The following is a 25,266-nucleotide window of genomic DNA, read 5'->3' on the forward strand; positions in this document are numbered from 1 at the left end:
TCGAGGCGATGCGGATGCTGGTGATCTCCCCACCCTCGGATGGTGGCCGCACGTACACTCTGACTGCGCTCGGCCGCGAGATCAAGTACGCGATCGAAAAGGCGATTCCCGCCATGCATCTGGTGTTGTCACCTGGGATCATGGAGGACGTAAAGGCCGTGAGTGAAGGAGAAGAACCCGAGGACATGAAGCGCCTCGAGCGGCTCGGATACGCGTTGAAGGGATCGTTAACGAGGGCCGGCGAGCACGTCCTCCGAGCCTACGAGATGGTAGGGGAAGATTTCCCGAGTGTGCCTCCTATCAGCGTACGTCCAAGCGAGCTAAGGCTTTTGGAGATTATCGATCGCCTGTACCGCCCCGACGAGAACCTTAACGTGGCTCCTACCCTGAAGAGGATCAAGAGGATGCTAATAGAGGAGTACGGAGAGGCTGATCCCGACCCCACAACTGACCTGAAGGAGTTGGAGGCGCACGGGTTCGTGGAGAGAACCGTCTGCGACTACGGAAAGGAAAAGGGCAAGCCGATATGGGTACTCACAGAGGAAGGAGAACGATTACTTCACAACCTGGGCGCGCCGGTGCGGGCGGAAAGTGTCAAAGCCGTCACCGTGTCGATGGGTTTCGAGTCACCTTCCCCAGAGTGGCTGGAGGAGGCTCACCGTGCCGGTCTGGTATCGCAAGCCGCCATCACCACGAAGGGGTTGATGGTCGCCAAGATAGCGCGTCGCGTGGAGAGGTCTCCCTTCTTGACTGGAGACGAGGCCAAACTGATCTACCGAGTACCCGACGGGTCGATCGACAGACGGGAACTGATCGAAGACGTTTGTGACCGGTACGGGCTCGAAGAGCACCAGATCCTGGAGTCACTGTCGAAGTTGGAGTCTCGAGGTATAGTCGAAGAGTTGCTCACGGGAGGGGTGATACTGACGCGAGCCGGCCAACACCTCAAGACGGCGATACACCGTGGTCAGACGATGGAGATTCTGAAACTCCGACACCCGATTACACCGGTCGCGACCCGTCTCCTCAAGGCAGTATACGACTTGAAGAGGGAGGGTGTTAACATCAAGAAGCTCTACAAGTTCCCGAAGACCCTACTAAAGAGAGCCGGCGTCACGCTGGACCAAGCTAAGAAAGCAGTAAAGTTGTTGCGGCAAACCAAGATGATGAGCGGCTGGAAGATCACAGAGGCCGGAGAGGAATTACTCAGAGCATTCGAATTGCTTCAGAAAGCCACGGAAGTGCGACAGCATCCGGAGGAGGCCGCTTAACCTCCCCCAAACCAATCCCGTGGGGAAAACGTTACGATTTTTATAACGATTTGAGGCTTGGTGCGGCCGCCGGGATTTGAACCCGGGCCACGGGCTCGGAAGGCCCGCGTCCTACCAGACTAGACTGCGGCCGCCCCACCGTCGCCAGTGGTCGGACTCCAACTATAAAAATATTTCGGACATTCGGTGGGTCGCTGTGCGTGCGACAACTGGAGGAGCCAGACTTTCGTAGCTGGGATGTTCGCTCATCACTACCGTCTCCGATACCGGTGTGGCGACCTCCCCGGCGCCGTACAGACATATGTTATAGAGCTCGTAACAATTCCGACCTGGGGGGAAGGAAGCCTCTATTGGCGTCGGACGGCTATCATCACGATCCCGAGCAAGCACACTGCGGCCACCGGCACCTGAACGAACTTCTTGAACGCACTTTCCGCTGTGGCTGCTGCCTGCTGCGCCTCGGGGCTGCTGAGGACATCCTGCAGGACCGTCACGGCCTCACCGATCAAGTTCTCAAGGTTGTCAACGCTGAACTCCGCCTTCAGGTCCGTTAGACCCTGCTGCTCATTCACTTCTAGGAACGCACGGAGCGCGTATCCGGTCTCTTCGTTGACCTCCTTTTCTTCCTTCCCTTCCTTCTCCTCCTCGCTGACCTCGAGCTTCTGTAGCTCTTCCGGCTCGGCTCCCGTCACTGACGCCTTCACGAAGTACTTAAACACGAGCGCCTGCAGGTACCCTACGGGAGTCTTACCGTGGGGGTGACCGTACTCGTACGTAGCCAATACTCGCGCCAGACCTTTTAGGAGCTCCCGGTTGAGTTTCACCTGGAACTTCCCAACCTTAATCGTCAGTTCCTCTGGGTCAACCATCTTGAGCGATAGTCCTATCGGTAGCGGCTTGGTCTCCAGCGACAGGGCTAGTAGAGCCCCTCTAGCCAAGTGAGCTGGCTTCCACTGTCTGAACTTCACAGCCGGCGGAAGCTTACCCGATATCGCGTTGGGGTCCACTACTACAGCATCCTCCGTCTCTCCCGTCACCGCCGGGGTTAGGTCCACGATCAACGCGGCGTGATTCCCGTCGGCTACGAACACCCCGTAGTACGCCTTACCTAGCGGTAGTTGAGCACCGGCCGGTGCTTCCACGGAGATCACGTACTCTTTCGATATCTGCTTGGCCTGATTCGCGGAAAGCTGGAATGTCCACGGGTGTGTCAGCACTCCGTATAGCGGTGCCTCTTCAGCTGCGGCGCCAACCGACGCCGCAAGGACCAACACTAAGAGTGCTAGGGCTCGCATGTTGCATTCCCCCAACACTTGCAGTAGAATATCGAATAATTAACCTTTTCGTCCACCTCCACTGACTGAGCTGGTGTCAGTATCGGCCTTAGTTCTTCCTTAATTTTGCGATGAAAAACCCCTGACATCGGTCGGTATGAGGATAGAACCGTCGGGTTCTCGGAACTAACCCTCTCCTACCGAATTGGAGGTTTACTTCCTCAATAGTTATATCATACCGTCTTACGACTCTTCGGATCACGTTTTCATTTTCATTAATAGTTAAAGTACACGTTGAATACACCACAATACCCCCGGGTCGAACGGTCTTTACCGCTGCTTCCAACAATTCTGATTGAAGTTTAGCGTAACGTCGCACCCGTTTCTTCGTGACATTCCACCTGGTTTCCGGTCGCTTCTGGACGGAACCCATACCGGAACATGGGGGATCGACAATGGCTCGGTCGGCCTCTTCATCCAGCTCCTCTGGTATCTCTCGAGCGTCCGTGCATCGGAGTTTGACGACACCGTCGGGAACATGCTGCCACGCCAACTTCTCCCGCATGGCATCCAATCGCCAGTCAGATTTGTCGACCGCAAGGATCTCTCCTTCGCCCTCCATCAAACAGAGGACATGGAGCGTCTTTCCGCCAGGGGCCGCGCAGAGGTCGACTACGAACTCCCCAGGTTGTGGATCGAGTACGTGAGCGACGGCCGCGGAGGCCTTGTCTTGAGTGAACACCAGGCCTTCTTTCCACGCCTCCGTTCTGACTATAGGTACCTCCTCCTCGACTACACGTAGCAAGTCCGATATGTGCTCATCCGGCTCCGTCAGCACGCCCTCCTCCGCTAGGCGTTCGCGGACTTCGTCCACGTCCGCCAGCAGCGTGTTCACGCGGACGTACTTTACCGCGGGCTCGTTGCACGCTCGGAGGAAGTCTTCTATCTCGTCCTCGGGCAGCACTCGGCGGACGTAATCGACGAAGTCGGGTGGGAAGTAGTACTGCAGGCAAAGGTCATCGTAACCGCGTCGCTTCAGCCGGTCGACGTCGTACTCTTCGAGATCGAAGCATATCGCGTGCACGAAGTCGGCCACTTTATCGTTGACTAGCTCCTTAGCTATCCGCGTCGCGGCGTCGGTTACTAACGCCGGGCTAGTTCCTTCGAACAACATCTCGTCAGCCGCGGTTACCAGAACCCCTTTCAGCTCCGGACCAAGGTCTTCGAAAGACCCCGATTGAATGACGTCATCGAGGATCTCTTCGCAGAGTCCTAACCGCTTGCCGAGTTCCATAAGTCGACGGTGAATAGCTCTAGCCTTGTGGCTAGGAATGGAGAACGGATCATCGAGAGCCCGGTAGAACGACTCTTTCAGGGAGACCCTGGACCGGTAGTGCTCAGCGAGTATCCTAGCCAACATGGATACTATCTCGCTGGCTTTCACACGACCTCCCTTCGGTCGGCCAGCTGCGTTCGTGAAGAAATAGGTTTAGGAGAAAGGAGGACATATCGCGAGTTCATAGGCGCTGGGCTGGCGATCTATAGTGCAATTCCGGTACTGCTGCCCTTCCCACGATTTATTCTCCGCTTATGTCGTGCAGGTTACCGGCCCCGGATAGTCCTCGAGTCCTCGGTGGGAATCCCAGCACGGGCCAGGTCGTTGCACAGAACCTCTCGACGTCCGAGGCTGGGGAAATCGTTATATCTAGTCAACCGGACGTAAAGTCGGGCGGCGGTGGGTGGGCTGGCGGCTCCCCCGCCCCGAGGAAGGGCCCGCCGGAGTAAGGCAATGAAGGCGGGTCCGTCGGGGTACGGCCGTGGGGCCGCTAAGGGGAGGAAGCTCCGCCCCCGGGCCCGGGCCCGCCGCCCCGAGAGGGGGCCGGCCGAGAGGCCGGGGACCGGCCACAGAAACGACACGTCCGTCGGCGGATGGCGATGACGCGGCTGAGGTCCGCCGTTGGCGGACCGAGAAGGGCCCCGGCGACGGGGCCCGAGCTAACCCGCAGAGGACGCCGGCGGGAGCGGTGAAACGGGCCGCCCGGCGGGGGGCGAGGCCGAATGAGCCCGATGATACGAGGGTGATGCCCCCGATGAGTTCCCGGGCCGGAGGGGGATGGTAGGCCGCTTAGGTGAATGCCGCCGTCTAAGGCTACAGAAGGCGGGCTATAGCCCACCCACCGCCGCCGTCCGCCTGCAATCGTCACGGGTGTTGTAACAAATGACGCAGGAAGTGAGGCACGCTCACGTGGATACCCCGAATCCCCCGGCGCCCGTAGCTCCCTTAACCAGTGGCACGAGTTCTTCGGCGTTGAGACCCACTTTGTACAGTTTACCTTGCCTCGACTCGCGCCGGGCCAGCTCCTTACGGACGTCGGAGATCACTCGCATTCGGTACAGATCCCACTCTGGCTCGATCCTCTCCTCGTCCGGTGCCCTGTCCTTGGAGAGTCGCTGGATGAGAACTGTCGGAGCCATACGTTCCAGGGCATCGGCCAGGAGCCTGATGTACTCGCGGTAACTCAGCGGCTTGTAGCGGCGATCGTAGTACATACGCTCCAGATCGGTACGTTCTAGCACGACCAGAGGATACAGCTTCACGGCTTCTACACCGAGCACCGAGAGGACTCTGACGGTCTCGAGCATCTCATCTCGGGTCTCGCCGGGAAGTCCGAAGATGATGTGGTTGACTATTCGGATCCCACGTTCCTTGGCCCGGATTATGGCGTCGATCACCTCGGTGAGCCCGTGACCACGCCGCGTGCGGCGCAGAGTGCGATGGTGGTAAGACTGCACCCCTATCTCGAGCCATACGTCGTAACCTTCTTTGACGTAGCCTTCGAGGATGTCTAGGACATCGTCCGGTAGGCAATCCGGTCGTGTCCCTATGGATAAACCGATGACGTCTTCTATCTCCAGGGCGCGGTTGTACAGCTCCTCAAGGACGTCGGGAGGCGCGTAAGTGTTCGTGGCCGGGTAGAAGTACACGAGGAACTTCTCGGCACCGTATCTCTCGCGGAATACTTCCATCTGCTCACGAGCCTGCTCCTCGAGCCTCTTACCCGGGTCCACGTTAGGAGTGATGATTGTCCTGCCCATCTTCGGGCAGAACAAGCACCCTTCACTGGATATCCTGCCGTCCTTGTTCGGACACACAAAACCGGCGTCCACGGCCGCCTTCATAACCTTGCAACCTTTCTCGCGACGATAATATGCTCCGAAAGCCACGAACTTTTCTCCGTCCTCGTACAACTCCCGAACTATCCGTTCGTCGACGTACCTGGGCAAGGCACCATCGGTCGCCGGTTCGACTTCCCGTTGGAGCGTCTCAAGATCCCTGAGGTCGGATTTAATATCCCCCCACCCCCGTGTTGAGGTCGAGTTAACGGGTACAAAAACCACTCGGGAGTGGCGATGCATGCCACCGAAGTGGTATCGGCACGTGATGAGAGTGCTCTCCGAGTCGCAGGTGGTATTGGAGGTTCGAGACGTGCGATATCCGGAGGAGACGCGGTGGGAGAAACTCCACAGACTAGAAGACGTGTTCAACTTCACCCGTGTGGTAGTGCTCAACAAGGCCGATCTGGTCCCGCGGGCTGAAGCCGAGCGTGTAAAGGAGGAGGTGGAGCTCAAGGAGAACGTACCCACGGTGTACGTAAGCGCACGAGAGCGCATGGGTTTCCGGCACCTCCGTAGGACCATCTACGAGGTAGCACCTGAAGTTGAAACCGTGAGGGTAGGAGTAGTAGGGTTTCAGAACGTAGGCAAGTCCACGATAATTAACGCATTGACTCGGAGGAGTGCTGCGGAAACGTCACGACGCGCGGGATATACCAGAGGGAAGCAGTGGGTACGCGGTGGTAGGAGACTGTTAGTCATCGACTCTCCGGGTGTGATTCCGACCGACGAAGCCACGGCCGAGGCCGTAGCACTGGATCCAGACGTACTAGAGGATCCAATGGAGCCGGCACTAGGTGTGATCGAGCGCGTTGTCCGCGAGTACCCAGGGGCACTGTTCAATAGATTCGGCGTCGACGAATCGAAGGATCCATGGAAGATCCTTCGGGATATCTCAGAGCGCTTGGGCAAAGACCTCAGAACTACCGCGAAACTGCTCCTTCGTGAGTGGGTGGACGGTAGCCTGGTGGAAATTTACCGGACCACACGGGACGACCTGACCGAAGCTTCAGAGCTAGAGGTGGGCGGCACCGCACAGCGCTTAGTGGAGGAGACTCTCCGTGAAATCGAGGAAGTGGCACCCGAAGGTATCCCACCTAGCGCCGCGACGGTTCGTGGGATTCTAACGAGGCTGGCCTACGGAGAGAACGTGGACGGCGTAGGATTCGGCACAGTAAGGCTAGGTGAATACAGTGTGGGAGTGTCCGTCGGCGACCGATATTACGATCGAATGATTAGGAGGCTGCGTCGTGAACTGGGGGGCGAAGTGGTCTCTGAGGAGCGGTTCAGAGTGGGCGCCAACGGGCGCAAGGCGGTGGTACTGGTGACCAAGGGTCGGTAGCGCGGGCCGGTTTCCTCACATTCCGCCAAGATCGGACCCCATGGCCCTCCTCATCCCCTCGAATCAGCGCGGGGAGTTCTCCGCATCCCCGGCCGTACTCGGAGCCTGAAACCGTCATCATCCCAACCCGCAGACGGTCAGGCCTGTAAAAAAAGCATCGTGGAGGGACTGCGTGTTGATAGCCCTGGTGAAGTCTGTCGAGGAATACAGGCGGCTTTTGGGAGAAGTCGTCGAGGAGGGTGACACAGTAGTGGAGTTGGGATGCCACCAAGGAGCCTCCACCCGAGTCATACTCACCGGCTCTCCCAGACGTGTTGTCGTCGTGGACTACGGTAAAGACGCCGAAGAAGCTATGCGAGAGTTGGAGCGTAGTCATCCCGAACTCACATTCGTCAAAGGTGACGCCCGAGAATACGATACCCTTGAACGTGTCCTCGAAGAGCTAGGCGGACCTGAGTGTGATGTGCTGGCCGTGGACCTCGGCGGTGGTATGTTTCCGGACACCGCGTTCAAGGTGTATTACGTGTGGTCGGTGACTCTGCGACCACGAGATGCGGTGGTACGAAACGCGGGCCTCTGCGAGTTCCTGAAGCTGGCCAAGCTCCAGGAAGAGGTGCACCTGAACGATGAAAGCCGGGGTTATCTCGGAGAGTTGAGCCCTCCGGGGATCCCGGGTAAAATCCGAGAGCGGTTCGAAGAGTTCAAGTTGTGGAGGAGATAGGGGTACCCCACAACTGCAAGATCGTAAGGTATTACGTTCTCCGTACGGCTACATACCGCTTGATCGGACACCGTGCCATATCCTCACACGTCGAGCAATCCCTAGGATGATTCCTACAGCCCGTCACCCTGGCGTAACCGCTCATTAGGGCTGCGCCCTCGCGGCCGTCGTAGTGTTTCAAGAGCTCGTCGGCGCACTCCTCGACCTCAGGGGGTACGCTCCCGTTTATACCTGGCATGCCCGACCACGTCGCATACAACCCGCATTCCCTAGCTACCTCGACTGCCCTTTCCATCAGGCGTTTCGGGGATCCGGGATGCCGTTCTAACACGAAGTTGGGCCTGAACGCTAGGAAGCATACCGGAACGGACTCGTCGAGATCCGCCAAGAACTCGCACATCGCCCTGATTTCCTCCGTATCGTGGGCCTTCGGAATCAGGAGGATTCGAACTTCCCAAATTTTATCCAGATGCTTGAGGACCAAGAATTCCAAGTTCCTCAAGACGGGCTCGACGGGGGCGCCAGTGATGGCACGATGGAGGGGATCGGAGTACGCTTTGAAGTCGAATGTGATCGAGTCTGCTAACTTAACGATACGGCGCATGCTCTTGCGCGTCGCGAACCCGTTCGTGTCGAAGTTGACCTTCCATAGGTCTGTCGTGTCCCGGTAATGCTCGACGACCTTCTCTATGTAAGGCAGGTGCACAGTGGGTTCGCCACCCGAGAAGAATATCCTGTCCGCCCCTATCATACGACCCTGATTCGTTTCGATCATGTTCACTGCCTCGACAGCGAGCTCTTTTGGATCTTGATAACCTACTACCCGCCCCTCGGGGTTGTCGGGATAATGAGCTATATTCCAGTTTTGACAGTTGAGGCACCGATAGTTGCACCCGGCCATGAACACCGTGTAGCTGGCCGGTGGCGCCGGGTGGAGTTGTTTAGCGGCAATAATTGGCCCAGTAACGCGACAGACGCCGCGTTCTCCCTCGAGCCTGTCAACCCCGCATTCCCAGGAGCAGAGCTTACAGTTACGTAGGTCCTTCACACGACCACCCCATACCCAGAATTTACATCCTCGGGGGATGACGAGGCGACCGAACACCGATAAGTGAGGAACTCAGGCGGCGCTGACCCTTGCACTGGGAAGGTGAAAAGAGACGGAAGCTTGAGGAGCTAGAACGCGCAATCGAACGGGGAGAGGTGGACGAAACCGCCATTCCGGTCCTGGAGACCATCAACTCATTCGAGGAGTACTGTACGACCAGCAGTTGCTCAGGCCGAGTGGTCGTGCTACATGAGCCGGAGGTAGGTGACAAGATAGGGTCCGAGTTCGTGGCCAAGTGGCACGAGCCACCGGAACCGGAGGAAGTCCGTGAAGCCGTACTGAGAGCCCCAGAGGAAGGTATAACGTGGGTGAAAGCCCAGCCGCCCCTGTTCCACGTGATGTGTAGGGATTTGGAGGCGGCCGTTCGGTTGAGGAACATCGCCTCAGAAGCCGGATTCAAGGCGTCGTCCATACGTTCGGTCAAAAGTTCAAAGGTGATCGTAGAGATACTCGGCGGTGAGCGGATGGACGTTCCGGTCAAAGTCAACGGGGAACTGACACTGCGCGAAGAGGCATGGGATAGCGTCGTCGCCCTTTGCACTGATATCCTACGGAGCGGGCACGAGCGGCTCAGTCGGCTGGTGGAAGCGCTGAAGGGGTTGAGCAGATGATGGTGCTGAAACGTGCCAAGGACATGGTTCCAAAAGGATTCCGGGGTTTAGTCGAGTCTATCCTGGACGACTGTGCTGACTTGGAGGAGCTAGCGGATAGCGTTGCAGAAACAGAAATGGAGCCAGAGGAAGTACGCCGTAGAGACATTGGGAACACCGGCCCCAACGAGCCGGTGGCGATTTTCGGATCCTCGTGCGTCCTGTGCGGAGGCGACTGTTCGTCCATCAGACTCACCTCCAGGATAGGCATTTGCGAGCGGTGTCTTCCGGTCGATACGGAGACACTGCGCGAAGCACTGAAGGAAGCTAGAGAACGTCACGGGCACGTGGGAGAGGCTTTACTGATGTTAACCCTGGTAGGACGATATTCACCGGATCGGGTGGAGGAATTCTTCCGTCGGTACGTCTGGCCGGAGCTGTTCACCGAAATCGTTGACAGAGCCTTCAATCGGGCTACCGGATTCCGACTGTATTCGGCACAACGTGTGTGGACGAGGAGGCTAGTTAAAGGTTGCAGTTTCTCGATACTGGCCCCAACCGGTACCGGTAAGACCTCTTGGGGCTCGTTAGTAGCGGCGGTACTCGGGCATGCCGGACGCAGGGTATATTACCTAGTCCCAACCACAACTCTGGTCCGACAGGTCGAAGATAGAATCAAGGGGTTCGCGCGCGACGCCGAACTGGACGTCGATGTAGTCGCGTATCACGCGGCTATGCCAACCCAAGCTAAACAAGAGGCTTTGGAACGTATCTTCTCCGGAGATTTCGACGTTCTGATCACCACGGCGCAGTTCCTGGTTCACCGTGTGGAGGATCTTGAGAAGCTGAACTTCGATCTGATCCTAGTGGACGACGTGGACGCAATCATCCGGGGTACCGGACGCAACGTCGACCGCGTGCTCCGCGTCGCCGGACTCGAGCAGGAAGAGATTGACAGCGCGTACAGGTTGGCCACCCTCCGACGGCGCTACTACTCACTTCGAGATTGGCTTCGGTCGTTGGAAGACCGTGGAGACAAGCGCGCGGAACATGTCCGGGAGGAACTCCGAGAGGTCGAGTGCGAGATCGAGGAACTCGAAGAACGGTTGAAGTGGATTAAAAAAGAGCGCGATCTCGCACGGATCGTGTTCATGAGCGCGACGGGAGCCGCGGCCCCCTCCAGACGTCTCGTCGTGGTCCGGGAGCTCTTCGATTTCGAAGTCGGAGCGGGCGGGGATGGTCTCCGTAACATTCAGGACATTGCGGTGATTTCCGAACCGTCCCCTGAAGCCGTGGAACGGATCGTCCGAAGAGCCGGTGTGAAGGGAGGCCTGATCTTCGTCCCGCAGCGGTTGCCGGGAGAAAAGAAAGCTAGAGAGATCGTGGAAGAGCTCACGGAGCACCTACGATCTTCAGGGATCGAGGCTCGGGCGATCCATGCCGGGACGCCCGCCGAGGAGCGGGAGAGGATCATAGACGGCTTCTCCGAAGGAGACGTAGACGTTCTGGTAGCCGTAGCCAGTCCTTACGGCGTGATAGTTCGAGGTCTCGACCTTCCACAAGCCGCCAGATACGCGGTCTTCTACGGGGTTCCTCGACAGCGGATAAGACTGACCCCGCGCGAGGAAGATCTCAAGAACCCGACGTACGTAGCCTCGGCCCTGTCCAACCTAGCCAGACTTCTGGACGACCGCAGAGCGAGGAGTCGCTTAGAGGGTGTGGCGGATCGACTATGGAGGATCCTCAGACGTGGGGACTGGATCAGGAAGCGGCTGGAAGAGGCTGTGGAACCGCTCTCTCTGGATACGCTGATGAAACTCGCGGAGCGAGATCCGGAAGATATCGCCGAGCAACTCGACGTCAATCGGTGGCTGGCACAGCACGTTCGAACGTTGGCCGATGGTGTGCGAGAGCTGACCCGATTGTTGGGCGACCCTGACCGAGTGAAGGCTCTGGCCGAAGAAGCTACGACGGTCGCTGTGCGCGAAGAGGGTGAGGAAGCCTACTTGGAGGTCCCAGACCTCCGGACGTACGTACAGGCCAGCGGCAGAGTCAGCCGTCTCTTCGCCGGTGGAGTGACTTTCGGATTGTCTTTCGTGCTATGTCCCGAGGACGAACGCGAGCTCCGGATACTCAACGGTCTGATCAGGCGCATGTCCTACACCTATGGCTCGGAGTTCGAATGGAAGTCTTATTCGAAGTCTTTGGACGTGAAGGAGATCGGTCTAGAACTCAAGAAAATCTCGGACGAGGAACTCGAAGAACTAGTGAGGAAGGTGGACGAAGACCGAGAACGAGTCCGGAAGATACTCGCAGGCGAGCTGAAACCGGAGGAAACCAGTCGGCTCGCTCGTTCAGCACTGATGATCGTGGAATCCCCGAACAAGGCCCGTATGATCGCCTCGCTGTTCTCTCAGCGACCGTCACGCCGCAGACTGAACGGGGGGGTGGCATACGAAGCCGCAGCGGACGGTTTTCATCTCACCGTCGTCGCCACGCAGGGTCACGTCGCCGACCTAGTCGAGGAGTCCGGAGTTCACGGTGTGCTCCGTATCGACGAACGTTGGGTACCAGTGTACGACGTTCTAGGCAGATGTAACGAGTGCGGTGAGCAGGTGGTCGGTTCTGAAGAGTGTCCGAATTGCGGCGGTGAAGTAGAGCTCAAGATACCGCTTCTAGAGTCGATTCGAGAACTAGCCTCGGAAGCTGACGTGATACTCATCGGAACGGACCCGGACACTGAAGGAGAGAAGATCGGATGGGACGTCTTCAACTACTTGGGATGGACCACGGCCCAGGTGTACCGGACTGAGTTCCACGAGGTCACTAGACGTGGTATCTCCGAGGCTCTGAAAGAAGAGAACTGGAAGAACGTCGATGCAGGCCGTGTGTCGGCTCAGATTCTCCGGCGAGTGGCCGATAGATGGATCGGATTCTCACTATCTCAGGACTTGTGGGACGTGTTCAAGCACCTCGAGATAAAGCTAGGAGAGCTCCCATCGGGCTCCAGGATCGAGGTGAAGTTGGACATCCCGAGCGGGGTAGAAGTAGTAGATTTCCGACGCACGTTCGACGAGGATTCTTCGGTAAGGTCCAGGTCGGTAAGACTGCGCCGAGGAAGCGATGGGTACGTGGCGCGTACTCGCATCAGTCGTGGCGGCGACGTGACGTATACCGCGATACTTCTGGATCCGAACAGGAAGCTCGGAGACAGGAACAGAGTGCGACCGGAGCTTGTACGTGTACGCGCGTCCGTCAACGGTGAACCGGTCGATCCGAACGTCAAGCTGGAGCCGATGACGTGGCTGAGCGCTGGTCGAGTTCAAACTCCAGTGCTCGGATGGATCATAGATAGAGCAAGGGAATACCGTGAGACAGAGTTCTACGCGTGTCGTGCGGAGGTTTCGACGGACGACGTAACCATCCGCGCGTTGATCGAGGAACTGAAGGTACCGCGGGCTCTGACGGAGAAGTTGGACGAAGCTACGATCCGAGTGCTGTCCAAGATCGCGGAGGAGGGTTCTGACGCCGAGTTCTCCGAGGAAGAGGTGGACCGGCTCGAGGAGACCGATCTGTTCGAGCGGAAGGACGGGCGCTACAGACTCTCAGAGGAGGGGCGGAAGGTGCTGGAGTCCGAGGGAGTCATAGGGCTGATGCTGCGCTTCGCGGGGGTTTCCAACAGATGACCCGCGCGATCGCCACTGTGGACGAAAACGCTCCCCATATTGCGTTCGTGGAGACGCCGTCTGCCAACGAGAAGCTGCTAGACGTAATATCTCGTGAGGAATGGCGGGAACTCGGAGTGTTCGTACTGGACCATCACGGTCAGTTATCCGAGGAACCGTCGGCTGTGGCTCAGGCTCACGAGATCGTGAAGGATCATACCGAGTTTCTGCTGGTACGGGCGGTCGTCATCGAGCCACCGGTGGATACGGATATGGTGGCCGCTGTACTGCTGCTGAAGCGTGGACCGGTGCTCCCAGAGGAAGACGTCGAAGTGCTCGACAAGATCGACCGGTTCGGGAAGCACTACCCGTCGGACGAGGAGCTCGAGAGGGCTGAGTACGCGCTGGCGATCATGCAAGCCGTGGCAGAGGTAGTGAAGAAGCCGTACCCGGATAACCCGGAAGAGCTGAAAGAAACGTTCAAGAAGGCCCTGAGGGCCGTGGAGCGTGTCGTGGACGATGAGGAGTACCGAAAAGAGCTAGCATCGAAGTGGCTGGAGGGGTTCCGGAAGTCCGTACGGGAGGCCGAAGAGAGTACGGAAGTAATTGAAGAGGGAGAAGTGAAGGTAGAAGACGATAGGATAAGGTGGTGTGCGACTATTTCGGAGGCGCAGAACGCCTTCACGTATCTGTACCGTGAAGGGTATGACCTAGTGATCCTCTACTCGCCCGCGATGAAGCGGGTGACAGTAGGGCTCGCCGATCCCGAGTTACCTATCGACCTATGTGAGTTGTTCGAGTACCTGAACGAGCATCACCGCGAGGGTTGGGGAGGTAGGAAGAACATCGGAGGCTCACCAAAGAACCACGGGATCGACGAGGACGAGTTCAAAGACATCGTTTCCATCATTCGCGGGTGGCTTCTAGGGTTTTCATGAACGACCTGTAAAGGCGGTCCAAGAACTCCACGGAGTTCGCGCCAACCTCGAGCCTCAACCATTCCAGGCCATGCGCCGTCCTACTGCGTAAAGTGATCCCGTACGGCTTGGAGTACGGGCAATCAGACTCGAAAATCGGGAGACCTACTTCTTCCGGTATCAGCCCCGTCCAAACTTCCGGAACGCGGATCATCGGACGCACTATAGTGGTTTCCGGGAAGTCGTAGTCCACGTACTCGGATCTCATTCCACCTAGCTCCTCAACGGGCCGCAGGATGTTCAACCCTTCACCCTTAATCGCTGAAGCCATAGCGGTGACGATAGCGTCGTCCAAAGTATGGGCCAACACCAGCTTATTCCCACGTTCCCGAAGCTCTCGACGACGAATTAAGGAGCAAATAAGGCAGGGAGACTCATCGTGCTCTTCGGCGAGCTCGCCGACGTCTTCCTTCGGTTCCACGTACTCCAGTTGGAAACCGAGAGACCTACATATTTCTTCGCAAACTTCCCGACCCTCACGGCCCCATATGGGATCTCCATGAAGTCTGGTTTCTACAAGGACCGGTCTAACACGGAGCCCAAGTCGTCGGGTTAACGGCTCGAGCATGAGGAGGCACGTAACACTATCTTTACCGCCACTAAAGCCGACAACGACCTCCTCCCGAGGTTCGAATAGGTCATAATCGGTCACGACTTGATGAAACCTCGAGGAAGCTCGCTCGACAACCTTAGAACGGACGACCTTTATACCCTCTCTCCTCAGCTCCTCCCGCCGCGAAGCAGTGAGGCCAGCTCTCCTCGGGTTCAGCGCAACCACAGTATCACCTAAAATCGCGACGTAGCGGGAATCTACGCCAACGTCTCGGAGTATCTCCTCGATATCCAACGCTCCACCCCCCGGGGGGACAGGTGGAATGTCCCTAACGATGCTGATGTTCCTACTCAACGTCCTGGCTTACGTGCTCAGCGTAGGACCGGATGGAATCATCCGACCCGACGTACTATACAGCTATGGATTATACCTTCACAATATTACTGTTCATCCTGAATGTTTGATTACTTACATGTTTCTTCACGCAAATCTCATCCATTTACTGTTCAATATGCTAGGATTATTGACGTTCGGAGCGCAACTAGAGCGTGTACTCTCCGCATCAGAATTCCTCGTACTCTATTTACTATCAGGGTTAATGGGTGGACTGGCACAGACCGCGCTAACACCGGATGTTCCCGTAGTGGGTGCATCCGCAGCCATCTTCGGATTACTCGGGTGCCTCACGATGCTCAGACCGATGAGTATAATGATGTTCCTGTTCATCCCGATGCCCTTGGCGTTATTCGCCGTCCTTTACGCAGCACTAGCCATATTCGTGATCCAATCGGGAGTTGTCACGCAAGTAGCCCACGCAGGCCACTTCGTAGGAATGGTAGTCGGAGGGGTGCTGGCGCTGCTTTACAGACCGAGTGAGGCCTTAAAGGGGTTACTGGCGGTGACAGCGATCACCGCACTGCTACTGACGGGCTACTGGTTCCTGACCCACCACTAAACCCACCACTAACGGGGGCGAAATGTTTATTATCACCCTAGGGGCCGGGTGCTTGTGGGAGGAGGGCCCGCAGCTCAGCCTGGCAGAGCGCGGCCTTGGCGCGGCCGTGGCCCCGGGTTCAAATCCCGGCGGGTCCACCACCGCCAATTGTTACGAGAAATGTTACAATTATCATATCGAGCTGCCCCGTCCTCGGGATACCGGCCCGAAAGATTAATAAGTTCGCAAGGGGAAACCGGCGGCCGGGAGGAGGGCCCGCAGCTCAGCCAGGTTAGAGCGCGGGGCTGATAACCCCGAGGTCCCGGGTTCAAATCCCGGCGGGCCCACCACCGCCAATTGTTACGAGAAATGTTACAATTCCGACAGATGAGTTCCCTTCCAGTATTAGTGACGATCGAAAACGTGGGCGTTCGTCCGATTGAAAAGTACCGAAATGCAGTGGAGGTTTTGCCGGAAAAACATTGCCGGGTAAATAATAAGAACAACTGTTGCCGGAAAGCCTTGCCGGACAAAAGTGGGGGGAAATCAATGGCGGCAGAGAGTATAGCTAAGGCCGTACACGACGCGCTGGCGACATGGGGTGCCCAGGGACCGGGTGCGATCTTCTTCCTGGTATGGGCAGCCGTGTTAGTCGTCGGAATGCAGCTAGGTTTCATGTTCCTAGAAGCCGGTCAGGTACGGACGAAGAACGTCGTCAGCGTTCTGATGAAGAACCTGCTAGACTTGTCACTCGGAGGTATTGTCTTCATATTCTTCGGATTCGCGCTAGCTTTCCCGGACTACGCACAAAGCATCGGCAAGTGGATCGCCACCATGTTCACGGCGAACCCGTGGAGCGCCGATCCGATGAAGGCCGCCGACCCCTACAACCTGGCGTACTGCTTCTTCCAGTTCGCGTTCTGCGCCACGGCAGCGACCATTGTCTCAGGGGCCGTCGCCGAGCGGATCAACTTCAAGGCGTACCTGGTGATGACGGTCCTGATCACGGGGATACTGTACCCGATTTTCGTGCTGTGGACTTGGGGCGGCGGCTGGATGGGCGGCGACACCGGCTTGTTCGCCAAGGTCTTCGGCCAACCGTACCACGACTTCGCCGGTTCGACCGTGGTGCACGCCCTAGGAGGTTTCCTGGCGATGGCCGCCGCCTACCTGTTGGGTCCGAGGATCGGGAGGTTCAAGGACGGTAAGCCGGTACCGATCCCGGGACACAACATCCCGCAGGCGTTCCTGGGGGCGCTTTTCCTGGCAATCACCTGGTACGGTTTCAACGTGGGTAGCTCGGCGGTGCTCTACGACCCGACGAACGAGTCGTGGATCAGCTCGCTAGTGGCCATTAACACTACCCTCGCGATGTGTGGTGGAGCCGCGGCGGCCGCCTTCGCGACGAGGTTCGACCCGCTGTGGGCTGCCAACGGTCTGATCGCGGGATTGGTAGCGATCTGCGCCGGATGTGACATCATGAGTCCCATCGGAGCCCTGATCACCGGTATCGTGGCGGGACTGATCATTAAGCCGGCGTTCCGGATGCTGGAGAAGCTGGAGATCGACGACGTTGTCGCCGCGTGCCCAGTACACGGATTCGCGGGCGTGTGGGGTGCGATCGCGGCTGGAATCTTCGGAACCGAAGCGCTGGGTGGCGCCGGCGGCGTGAGTCTAGCCGCACAGATTGTCGGTGCCATCGTATGCGTAGCCTGGGCACTGGGCGCAGGATTCGTGACCTTCTACCTGATCGACAAGATGGTCGGGTTAAGGGCGACGGAAGAGGAGGAGAAGAAGGGCCTAGACGAGACTGAGTTCGGTGTCAGCGCCTACCCGTACATGGAGACCAGGGAATGAACGAGCGGATGGGGGTGAACCACGATGTACATGGTTGAGGCCGTTATCAGGCCGGAGAAGTTGGACGAGGTGAAGGAGGCGTTGGATGATGCCGGCTACCCGGGTATGACCGTGATCGACGTGAAGGGTCGTGGTCGGCAGCGGGGAATCGTACACCGGTACCGTGACGAGGAGTACCGGATCGATCTCCTCGACAAGATCCTGCTGAAGGTCGCCGTTCCCACCGAGAATGACGTCGAAAAGGTCATCGACATCATCTGTAAACACGCGAAGACCGGCAAGCCCGGCGATGGTATGATCTTCGTCATCTCGCTCGAGGACGCCGTCCGCGTGCGCACCAGAGAGCGTGGTGAGGACGCACTGTCTACCGAGGAGTGATCGAGTTTTCTTTCCACTCACCGTGATCGTTATTGGCTCAATAACGATTGCAGCACGCGTGGGCCGGGAGCTCGGCTAAGAGCTTAGTAGCGCCACTCGGCTGGGTGGCGACTCATCGACTAGCTCGAATCCTGCGTGCTCCGCGATCTCTGCCGCGAACTTCCGCACTTCTTCGTGCGAAGGCATGTTGTCCGGTGACATCCGGAAGGCTGCCCACCCCACGCACATGAACGCCTTCACTTCGACGTAGTCCGGCTCGACGTTGGCCAACAGTTCGCCGAACTTCTCGGCGGTACCCTCCATGTTCCAACCTTTGATCGCGGTGATGCGGATAACCGTCCGGCAGGAGAGGGAATCCAGTAACTCCAGCGTCCTCACGATCCGGTCCCAGGAGTCCGGAACCGTGGGCCTGTTGATCTGACAGTGTAGCTCCTCGTTCGGTGAGTCTAGGGACACGTATAGCTGCGTCGGCTCACGTTCCAGATCCTCCACCCGGTCGGGTCGCAGCCCGTTGGTTACCAGGAACGTAGTGTCGAATCCGTAGGAGTGGAAAGCGTCGATCAGTTCGCCGATTCTAGGGTACAGAGTGGGCTCACCTGCGAGACTGATCGCGGCGTGTCTAGGCTCGAGGGATTCCTTCCAGCGTTTACGAGCTTCACCTTCGAGGTGCCCATACCCTTGGAGGAAGCGCCGTTGTTGCTCTACGCTCTCCTCGACTATCAGGTCTGGATCGTCCGGGTCAGGCACGTCATGGGTCCCTACGGTGAGTTCGACCGGCCTCCAGCAGTACACGCAGCGCTGCTGACACCAAGCTACCGTAGGGGTCATCTGAAGGCAACGGTGGCTCTCCACCCCGTAGAACTTCGCCTTGTAGCAGTGCCTACCGTTCTTGATCGCCTCCCGGCACCAATGACACGGCTTGACCGCGGAGTGCTTCCCGACCAGACCGTAGCCCTGCTTACGGAGAACTTCCAACACATCAGCGTGTAGCAACTCGTATCACCCCGAACGGTCTTTTTCCGTCCGAAAAGATTCCTAGCTTAATCGGGATCACCACGGGGTCAGCTGCGATAGCCACCACAGCTTTTCCTCAACGATAATAACGTGGTCGGGTGGGTAACACGATCTTGAAATTTGTAACACCGGTGATTCGCTCTGGAGATCGCTCGTAGGGTTCGAAGTTGAATCGAACGGAGTTACTCTATTCTTTTGTCTTGTCTGAAATGTAGGGCAACGTCCTGCTGTCTGTGCGTATATGCGGCGGGAAATCGGCTTAATTTCATCTAGGGACTGTTGCATGTGATGAGGAGGTACTGAGTACGAGTTAACCGATCGTCCGATCGATGCCAGCGCACGCAACCATTATATATCCTGTCCTATGCTGCCCACATTTGGGGGCGGGCCCGCGGTGTAGCCAGGTCTATCATGCGGGGCTCCAGGGACCCGCCGATGACTTCCATGGGGTGTGCCGGACCTGGTGGGGAGACTCCTGGAGCGACGAGGCGGGTCGAAGACACCCCGTGACCCGGGTTCAAATCCCGGCGGGCCCACCAAGCCCCGAATTGTTATGAAAACCATAACGGTGGCCCAGTCAGTAAAGGGTGCTCAACCTGCTCATTCCTCTAGTTCCCTCCTGATCAGGTGCCCGACAACGGCGGTGACCGCCCCGATGGCCGTGGCGGTTTCGAGGGGTATCCTACGACCGGTGATATCGAGGTGATACTCACACGCTTCGAGTACCTCCGCAGGCAGTCCACGTCGTCCGAGTCCGAAAACCAGGGTTACGGATCGGGGCCGAAAAACTTCTCGAACTACATCCTCGGGTTCGATGGCCTTCCGCTCGTCGGGACGACAGGTTGTCCCGATGATCGTGCCGAGCTGAGGTGGGAAGCCGCGCTCGGGATAGTCGTAAACCTCCAACAGGTTGCGCTCGGCCAGCACCAGCATCTCGCGACCTGAAGTACCGATGGTAGTCTCTTCGGAGACGTACTCGGCGAGTTCGTGTGGGGTCCTTACGCCTAAATCGTCCAGCGGGAACCCGAAGAGTGCGAGCTTGAAGTCGAAGGCCACGCAGAGCGGTGCCACCCGGGCGATAGTCCGTGCGTGTATCTCGTGGAAGCGCCGCGGGTCGTAGGAGTTGTACAGGCCGATGGTCACCCTGCCGGCGCGCTTAGGCATCGCTGGATGATTCCCCTTTGGTCACTCCGGTGGCGATGAAGTGAGCGACCCGGATGGGTTCGGGAAGACGGTGACGAGTCGCCGTGCGTCTGAGCACCAATTTAGCGATGTCAGGTTCGACTCCAGCGCACTGGAAGTAGACTGGAGGTTCATCTCGACGTGTTTTCACGCTGTGGACTGGACCTGCCCTGAGGACTATCTTCCGGCGTTCCTCGGTATGGTTCAAATTACTAAGAGCGGAGACCACAGATGCCACGTCGGGCCGGCGCTTGATCACGGAGATTACGGGTAAACCAGTCTCCTCGTGTAACTTTTTGATGTCCAGGACGTTGAACCCCGCGAATGTGATTCCGTCGGTCAGGATTACGCGCAATTGAGGCCTGTGTTTGGACCTGTTGACCATCTCCGCGATCCGATCAGTGACGTCGAGGCCGTCGACGGTTACCTCCGTGCTCATCACGCCGTCGATCCACTGTCCGCCGCGCATTACAACACCGACAACGAGTGTTCTATCGTCCTCTGGGCCGTAATGACCGTCGTCGATCCCCAACACTCTTATCTCCGGCTTCACTTCTCTGAGCTTCAACTTTCCTTCTCCTCCAACGCCCCCAAGAACTCCTCCTTAGCCTTTTTCACCAGATCCAGCAGTTCCTCTATGGCCCGCTCGAGGGCTTCTCTGGCGTCGGCGTCCTCATCGACCACCCGTATACGCATCTTCGGTGGTACGTACTGTTCTTCGTCGACTTCGTGTTCTTTACCGAGTATAGGGTGCTCAATTCTGTAAGTCGCGACGATTCCGTCCTGCTGGTTTAAGGACCATCTTAAGAGATTACATAAGGTGTGGTCCTCACCGGGCAGCTCGAGAAGGACCTCGTCTTTGTCGTATTTCTTAACAACGACTTCAACCTCGGGCAGTTTCACAGTATTCACCCCGTCACAAGGGTTCGTGGAGGAAGTCCTCCAGGGCCTTACCCATACCTTTACGGGCTTTCCGGAGCTCGGACGCGATCTCCTCTAATTTGCGCTCCGTGGACTTCGGGTCCTCCCGGAGCTCACAACGCCCGTCTTCTCCCTCCCGAAGTATTCCCCGTTCGATGGCCTCATAGGCTAGATCCATGGGGTCGACGTCGTACTCGTGGGAGAGGATGGCCAGCATTCGGCGCACGGGTTCCGATGCCGCGTAAAACCTCGCCTCGCGGTAAGCCTCGGCGAGCTCTCTAACGAGCTCGCGGAGCTCACTCATGGGTGCGTTCGTGGTGATCCACGGGCCGCGAACCCTTGCCCGGTAACCCTGGCGGCGGAGTGCGTCGCGCAGTAGCTCGGGTGGTATCTTCGGGGCGCCGGCTTCTCTGCAGATCGTGCTCAGGTGGAGCCTAACCTGTTTCTTTTCTTCCGACTCGGACAGGACGGTCCTACGAAGTTCTCCCAACTTGCAGATGTGAGCTTTAACCGCGGCATGCGGGCCGAACACCTTCACTTTAACCCGGGTACCGCGAAGCTCCACGACGGTGTCTACACCTCGGGCCTGAGTAGTTTCGACGGCACGGAGGAATCGCTGGGCGGAGTCACGGTCGGGGAAGGTGAACGCTATCTCGCGCTTCTCCATCTTAGGCATCGCTCTCGACCTCCCGCAAGTAACCGGCAGCGACCTTTCTCGTCTCGGTGTGACCGCACACGGGGCAACGGAGGGTCCGACCCTTCACCCTTTCGAGTTCGGATCTACATCGGGTGCAGTACGCGAGGACTACCCCGTATTCCTTACCCATAGTGGACAGCTGTATCGGCATTTTAGTGCTCACTACTCGAGCGCGAACGATGTCTCCGGGTTGGAACTCGTCGGCCAGATCCTCCACATAGGCGTCTCTGACCTTTGATATGTGGACCCCTCCTACTCCAGAGGTTGGAGGCTCGCGGTCCGTCCGATCGTCCACGAAGCATATCTTGACGAGAACGACCTGCTCTTTCACCGACTGCACTCGTCCGATCACTGAGGATCCCAGTTCCAGTTTCGGTGGTGTGTCCGCGTACGGTTCGACGCGAACTTCACGCTCCTCGAGGTCCACTTCCACTCGCCCGATGATGGCGGCCCGAACGACACCACCATCCTCGTAGGTACCTGGGCCAGGGTAAAACGCCTCTGCCACGGTTATCTTGTCGCCGGGCAGTACGAACTTCCCTGGCTCCACGTAACGTCTCACGACTTTCTCGTCCGGACGCTTTCGACTTGTCTCTTCACCTCTTCCCCGAACAGTCTCAGGAACTCCTCGACCTTGCTTTCTGGGACGACGCCTCCGGCCGCCGGTGCGTGTCCACCGCCCTTTCCGCCCACCTCGGTCGCCGCCTTTCTGATCGCTCGGGCTACGTCGATCTCCTCTCCCTCGACTACCCGGGCGCTGATCTTTCCCCGTCGAACGCATACGCCCACGGGTCTTCGCTTCACGCCCGCTACGTGAGATGCGACTCTTCCGGTCATTGCGGGGTGGACGTCGTCCATGATCGCGTACGCGACGACTTCGTTCAGGCATTCCGCCACCTCCCTCGCTCGACGGAGCACCTCGTGTTCCTCCGCCATAGCATCGCGAGCGAGCTCATACACCTCGTCCAGCTCGGAGACGGAGGTCTCCGGGAGCTTGAGAGCCAATTCCTGTCGGTATTCGCCATCCATCCGGATCAGTGCGTAGTCGAGCAGGCTCGCCTCCGTGTAAACCTTGCGCCGGTCGTACATCTTGAGGACCTCTCTGAGTACTCTGGAGTACTCCTCGGCGTAGTCCGTGAAGGCCGCGTACGCGGCGATGAGTCGTAGGTCACGCTCGTGCAGATCGACCGTGGCCCAATAGCAGAGTTCGGCCGCACAGAGTCTGGTGTCGTGAATGAATACGTCGGGTCGCACGTCCTCGAGTACTTGGTGATGGTCTACGACGATCACCCGACATCCCTCGGACTTGGCGTCGTGGATCGCTGTCTCCCCGGTAGACCCTAGGTCTGCGGCTATCAGCACATCACACTCCGGAGCGATTCCAGAGACGACTTCCTCGAAGTTGGCGGGAGGGGAGAAGTACAGCACGAAGTCCACCCCAACGTTGTTCAGCACGTGACCGAGGATCGCAGCGCTCGCTAACCCATCCACGTCGATATCCGAAATTACCGCGACTCGCTCGTCCTCCAGCTTCTTCAGGTGTGGGATCAGCGCGTTCCTTACTTCCTTAATGGGATCCAAAGGAAACCCCCTTTTGTCAGTCGATCTTCTTAAAGACTAGAATCGCAGCGTCTACGTGGCGGATCCTGCTCCGATGATGAGGATACATGGCCGGGATAGGGAATCGAACTAATCCGACGGTGTCACATGTAGCCCCTAATTCATGGGCACGACGCTTCCAAAACTCTTCCGTACCCGCGCGATGGAGTGAGACCACACCAGATGACGCCTCCAGGGCTACCTCTACGAATGGCCGGTCGGCGCCACGCCGCTGGGCTCCGAATGGGGGATTCATTATAGTAACGTCGTACTGGTCCTCGGGCTCGAAATCCCGAACGTCCGCCTCGACGACTTCCAATCTGTCCTCGACGCCAGCCCGTTTCACGTTCCTCCGTGCCACTTTGACGGCCTCTGAGTCAACCTCCACACACGTGACCTCGCACGCCCCTGCAAGCGCCGCACCGATACCTATCCTACCAGTACCGGCTCCGAGATCGAGTACGCGCGAGCATTCGAGTCCGAACTCCCTCTCGGCGACCGAGAGCAGCACTCGGATCACCTCCCCGGGAGTCTCGTACTGCTCAAGTGATAGTTTCGGTTCCGGAAACCCATCCAACTCGTCGAGCTTCATCGCCAGGCGACGATCTATCAAAGCCTTTCACGCACCCTCCGCTCCCGTTCGACTTCCTTCCACCACTCTGGTCCTCTACCCAAACGCTCCTCTGGGTCCATCCGCACAAACTTCTTCTTCCCGCAGTACGGACACTCAGGAGGAGTTCGCTTTCGACCAACTCTCTTACCGCACGATGCGCAGATTATGTGTTCCGGCAACATCATTCCCCCAGTCGGGGGTGCGTTCGAAATGCCTGCGGGTCCGGTGCACTTGGCGTACGGAGTCCTATTGGCGGTGATGTCGTACCCACAGAATCCGGAATACGGCGGGATAATCGTGTACGGGTCATTAGCACCGGACTTCGCTACGGCGGCCTACCACGACCGGTACTCGGACTTAAGGTACGTGGACTACCGGTGGGCCCACGATCCCACGCACGTTTACGATTATGCATCTGTGATAGTCGAGCGGACTGTATCCAGGACGCTTCAGGGAGTCGATGGAAAGGCAGCACTGTGGTGCGTGGAGACGGGTATCGCCAGTCATCTTCTTTTAGATCTTTACACACACGTTAGGACGTCGCCGATCAAGGAGTGGAGAGAACGAGCCGGCATCAAGACGGTGCTCCGGTATTTCTACTACCCATGGCAAGAGAACGCGGTGGAGTTCGCACGTTGGGCGCTAGGGCGGGCTATTCGAGTGTTCGGTAGCCCGGACGAGTTCTGGCGGTACGTAGACGAGGCGTGTGCTGTCGCGGAACAGCTCATGGGCGACTATGTCATCAGCGCTTACCTCAGGAGGCTGTCGGAACGCTACTTCGGAAACCCCGACTTGCGCCTAGCCGATTGGTTGAGGTGGTTCTACCGAAAGTACGGTTGGGAAGAGAACGCTACGGACGCGTTCATCATCGATGACGTAAGAATTCCGGCCGATCCTGTGGAACTTTTGTCATGGGTTAGTCAGTGGGATCCGAGTGTGACCCCAGAGCGGCCACCTCAGTCGGGCGGTGGTGGATCGTGGTTATTGCCGGTGTTCCCGATACCGACGATACGCCGGCACTAGCCCGGCACCCAAATGTATCTATTACCAGCCTTGTACACCGCACCGCCGAGCTTCTTCATGTGACCGAGTTGTGCACCGCCACGTTTCGCCCTAGCAACCTCCTTGAACTTCTCCACTTTTAGCCCGGAGGGAGTGCGGTAGATCTTCGTGACGGTAACCTTGCCCGTGGTAGTCTTGGTGATGATGGTAGCTTCCGACGTTTTAGGGCTGAGGATTTTAGTGAGACCGTAGCTGGAAGACATGGTGATGATGAACGCCAGGGCGAAAACCATCGCCGCGTCGAACAGGTTGGCGACGCCGGCCAGTGGGTCGTCGTTGTCATCGCCGTTCAGAAACCTCCTACGACGTCGTCTCCTCAGATACCTGGGCAACG

General features: G+C 58.0%; 25 protein-coding genes, 4 tRNA genes and 1 other RNA gene. 14 read left to right on the top strand and 16 right to left on the bottom strand.

The annotated features are described in order from the left end of the window. Positions 1 to 14 precede the first annotated feature (14 nt). Positions 15 to 1,271 (top strand): DUF505 family protein, encoded by a 1,257-nt coding sequence (locus BW921_RS01955; RefSeq protein ID WP_250638225.1) that lies wholly within the window; start codon positions 15 to 17, stop codon positions 1,269 to 1,271. A gap of 58 nt (positions 1,272 to 1,329) precedes the next feature. Here the strand turns inward: BW921_RS01955 and BW921_RS01960 are convergent. The 3 genes from BW921_RS01960 to BW921_RS01970 form a co-directional block, all read right to left on the bottom strand. Then, positions 1,330 to 1,405, bottom strand: a tRNA-Gly gene (locus BW921_RS01960). Positions 1,406 to 1,618: 213 nt separating this feature from the next. Further along, entirely contained in the window at positions 1,619 to 2,566 is a 948-nt protein-coding gene (locus BW921_RS01965; RefSeq protein ID WP_148688342.1) for a hypothetical protein, read from the bottom strand. Between the two features lie 88 nt (positions 2,567 to 2,654). After that, on the bottom strand, positions 2,655 to 3,989 hold the full coding sequence (locus BW921_RS01970; protein ID WP_148688343.1) for an RsmB/NOP family class I SAM-dependent RNA methyltransferase: 1,335 nt from the start codon (positions 3,987 to 3,989) through the stop codon (positions 2,655 to 2,657). Positions 3,990 to 4,358: 369 nt separating this feature from the next. Between BW921_RS01970 and rnpB the strand changes: the two genes are divergently transcribed. Beyond that, an RNA gene (gene rnpB, locus BW921_RS01975) (RNase P RNA component) lies at positions 4,359 to 4,716 on the top strand. Between the two features lie 70 nt (positions 4,717 to 4,786). On the opposite strand, the gene BW921_RS01980 is transcribed toward rnpB, so the two are convergent. Next, a complete protein-coding gene (locus BW921_RS01980; RefSeq protein ID WP_168168653.1) occupies positions 4,787 to 5,830 on the bottom strand; it encodes a TIGR01212 family radical SAM protein in 1,044 nt (347 codons plus the stop codon). 130 nt (positions 5,831 to 5,960) lie between these two features. Here BW921_RS01980 and BW921_RS01985 point away from each other — a divergent pair, with 130 nt between their 5' ends. Continuing rightward, positions 5,961 to 7,061: a GTPase gene (locus tag BW921_RS01985; protein WP_148688344.1), complete on the top strand. Its 1,101-nt coding sequence runs from the start codon at positions 5,961 to 5,963 to the stop codon at positions 7,059 to 7,061. Between the two features lie 175 nt (positions 7,062 to 7,236). Then, positions 7,237 to 7,782, top strand: coding sequence for an SAM-dependent methyltransferase (locus tag BW921_RS01990; RefSeq protein WP_168168654.1), 546 nt, complete (start codon positions 7,237 to 7,239; stop codon positions 7,780 to 7,782). Between the two features lie 31 nt (positions 7,783 to 7,813). Here the strand turns inward: BW921_RS01990 and BW921_RS01995 are convergent, their stop codons facing one another. Then, positions 7,814 to 8,830: a radical SAM protein gene (locus tag BW921_RS01995; protein ID WP_148688346.1), complete on the bottom strand. Its 1,017-nt coding sequence runs from the start codon at positions 8,828 to 8,830 to the stop codon at positions 7,814 to 7,816. 89 nt (positions 8,831 to 8,919) lie between these two features. Here BW921_RS01995 and BW921_RS02000 point away from each other — a divergent pair, with 89 nt between their 5' ends. From BW921_RS02000 to BW921_RS02010, 3 genes are read left to right on the top strand one after another with little or no spacing between them, the layout of a single operon-like run. Next, positions 8,920 to 9,501 (top strand): hypothetical protein, encoded by a 582-nt coding sequence (locus BW921_RS02000; protein ID WP_148688347.1) that lies wholly within the window; start codon positions 8,920 to 8,922, stop codon positions 9,499 to 9,501. Beyond that, positions 9,498 to 13,166 carry a reverse gyrase gene (gene rgy / locus BW921_RS02005; protein ID WP_148688348.1) on the top strand — a complete coding sequence of 1,223 codons (3,669 nt, stop codon included), beginning with the start codon at positions 9,498 to 9,500 and terminating at the stop codon, positions 13,164 to 13,166. Before BW921_RS02000 ends, rgy begins: the two co-directional genes overlap by 4 nt. After that, on the top strand, positions 13,163 to 14,083 hold the full coding sequence (locus tag BW921_RS02010; RefSeq protein WP_148688349.1) for a hypothetical protein: 921 nt from the start codon (positions 13,163 to 13,165) through the stop codon (positions 14,081 to 14,083). Before rgy ends, BW921_RS02010 begins: the two co-directional genes overlap by 4 nt. Here the strand turns inward: BW921_RS02010 and BW921_RS02015 are convergent. Continuing rightward, positions 14,052 to 14,969: an ATP-binding protein gene (locus BW921_RS02015; protein WP_168168655.1), complete on the bottom strand. Its 918-nt coding sequence runs from the start codon at positions 14,967 to 14,969 to the stop codon at positions 14,052 to 14,054. The two genes, BW921_RS02010 and BW921_RS02015, sit on opposite strands and share 32 nt — an antisense overlap. A 28-nt stretch (positions 14,970 to 14,997) precedes the next feature. Between BW921_RS02015 and BW921_RS02020 the strand changes: the two genes are divergently transcribed. The 5 genes from BW921_RS02020 to BW921_RS02040 all read left to right on the top strand — a co-directional run bounded on the left by BW921_RS02020 (position 14,998) and on the right by BW921_RS02040 (position 17,844). Then, positions 14,998 to 15,630 (top strand): rhomboid family intramembrane serine protease, encoded by a 633-nt coding sequence (locus BW921_RS02020; RefSeq protein ID WP_088335044.1) that lies wholly within the window; start codon positions 14,998 to 15,000, stop codon positions 15,628 to 15,630. Positions 15,631 to 15,693: 63 nt separating this feature from the next. After that, positions 15,694 to 15,770, top strand: a tRNA-Ala gene (locus tag BW921_RS02025). A gap of 111 nt (positions 15,771 to 15,881) precedes the next feature. Continuing rightward, positions 15,882 to 15,959: transfer RNA gene (locus BW921_RS02030), tRNA-Ile, on the top strand. 199 nt (positions 15,960 to 16,158) lie between these two features. Next, complete coding sequence (locus BW921_RS02035; RefSeq protein WP_148688351.1) at positions 16,159 to 17,466, top strand: ammonium transporter; 1,308 nt, start codon at positions 16,159 to 16,161, stop codon at positions 17,464 to 17,466. 24 nt (positions 17,467 to 17,490) lie between these two features. Next, on the top strand, positions 17,491 to 17,844 hold the full coding sequence (locus BW921_RS02040) for a P-II family nitrogen regulator (RefSeq protein ID WP_148688352.1): 354 nt from the start codon (positions 17,491 to 17,493) through the stop codon (positions 17,842 to 17,844). 75 nt (positions 17,845 to 17,919) lie between these two features. Here the strand turns inward: BW921_RS02040 and twy1 are convergent, their stop codons facing one another. Then, complete coding sequence (gene twy1 / locus BW921_RS02045; RefSeq protein WP_148688353.1) at positions 17,920 to 18,837, bottom strand: 4-demethylwyosine synthase TYW1; 918 nt, start codon at positions 18,835 to 18,837, stop codon at positions 17,920 to 17,922. 406 nt (positions 18,838 to 19,243) lie between these two features. Here twy1 and BW921_RS02050 point away from each other — a divergent pair. Further along, a tRNA-Trp gene (locus tag BW921_RS02050) sits at positions 19,244 to 19,397 on the top strand. A 61-nt stretch (positions 19,398 to 19,458) separates the two neighbouring features. On the opposite strand, the gene BW921_RS02055 is transcribed toward BW921_RS02050, so the two are convergent. Genes BW921_RS02055 through BW921_RS02090 form a run of 8 tightly spaced genes read right to left on the bottom strand, consistent with a single transcriptional unit; the run spans position 19,459 to position 24,049 of the window. Beyond that, positions 19,459 to 20,022, bottom strand: coding sequence for a DUF531 domain-containing protein (locus BW921_RS02055; RefSeq protein ID WP_148688354.1), 564 nt, complete (start codon positions 20,020 to 20,022; stop codon positions 19,459 to 19,461). Then, a complete protein-coding gene (locus tag BW921_RS02060; protein WP_148688355.1) occupies positions 20,015 to 20,608 on the bottom strand; it encodes a DUF99 family protein in 594 nt (197 codons plus the stop codon). Before BW921_RS02060 ends, BW921_RS02055 begins: the two co-directional genes overlap by 8 nt. Continuing rightward, entirely contained in the window at positions 20,605 to 20,943 is a 339-nt protein-coding gene (locus tag BW921_RS02065; protein ID WP_168168656.1) for an RpoL/Rpb11 RNA polymerase subunit family protein, read from the bottom strand. Before BW921_RS02065 ends, BW921_RS02060 begins: the two co-directional genes overlap by 4 nt. A 13-nt stretch (positions 20,944 to 20,956) precedes the next feature. Further along, the gene (locus BW921_RS02070) at positions 20,957 to 21,637 is read right to left on the bottom strand and encodes a DUF2067 family protein (RefSeq protein ID WP_148688357.1); all 681 of its coding nucleotides are present in this window, start codon (positions 21,635 to 21,637) and stop codon (positions 20,957 to 20,959) included. Beyond that, the gene (locus BW921_RS02075) at positions 21,630 to 22,220 is read right to left on the bottom strand and encodes an exosome complex RNA-binding protein Csl4 (protein WP_148688358.1); all 591 of its coding nucleotides are present in this window, start codon (positions 22,218 to 22,220) and stop codon (positions 21,630 to 21,632) included. The genes BW921_RS02070 and BW921_RS02075 overlap by 8 nt, the downstream gene beginning before the upstream one ends. Next, a complete protein-coding gene (locus tag BW921_RS02080) occupies positions 22,217 to 23,239 on the bottom strand; it encodes a DHHA1 domain-containing protein (protein ID WP_148688359.1) in 1,023 nt (340 codons plus the stop codon). The genes BW921_RS02075 and BW921_RS02080 overlap by 4 nt, the downstream gene beginning before the upstream one ends. 16 nt (positions 23,240 to 23,255) lie before the next feature. Beyond that, the gene (locus BW921_RS02085) at positions 23,256 to 23,870 is read right to left on the bottom strand and encodes an METTL5 family protein (protein ID WP_148688360.1); all 615 of its coding nucleotides are present in this window, start codon (positions 23,868 to 23,870) and stop codon (positions 23,256 to 23,258) included. Continuing rightward, entirely contained in the window at positions 23,867 to 24,049 is a 183-nt protein-coding gene (locus BW921_RS02090; RefSeq protein ID WP_088335066.1) for a hypothetical protein, read from the bottom strand. The genes BW921_RS02085 and BW921_RS02090 overlap by 4 nt, the downstream gene beginning before the upstream one ends. A 31-nt stretch (positions 24,050 to 24,080) precedes the next feature. On the opposite strand from BW921_RS02090, the gene BW921_RS02095 reads away from it, so the two are divergent. Further along, positions 24,081 to 24,893, top strand: coding sequence for a hypothetical protein (locus tag BW921_RS02095; RefSeq protein ID WP_148688361.1), 813 nt, complete (start codon positions 24,081 to 24,083; stop codon positions 24,891 to 24,893). On the opposite strand, the gene BW921_RS02100 is transcribed toward BW921_RS02095, so the two are convergent. Beyond that, a complete protein-coding gene (locus BW921_RS02100) occupies positions 24,890 to 25,264 on the bottom strand; it encodes a DUF2149 domain-containing protein (protein ID WP_157665849.1) in 375 nt (124 codons plus the stop codon). The two genes, BW921_RS02095 and BW921_RS02100, sit on opposite strands and share 4 nt — an antisense overlap. Positions 25,265 to 25,266: the final 2 nt, after the last annotated feature.

Origin of the sequence: Methanopyrus sp. SNP6, from assembly GCF_002201895.1 — an archaeon.
Taxonomy (GTDB): Archaea; JAADCQ01; Methanopyri; order Methanopyrales; family Methanopyraceae; genus Methanopyrus.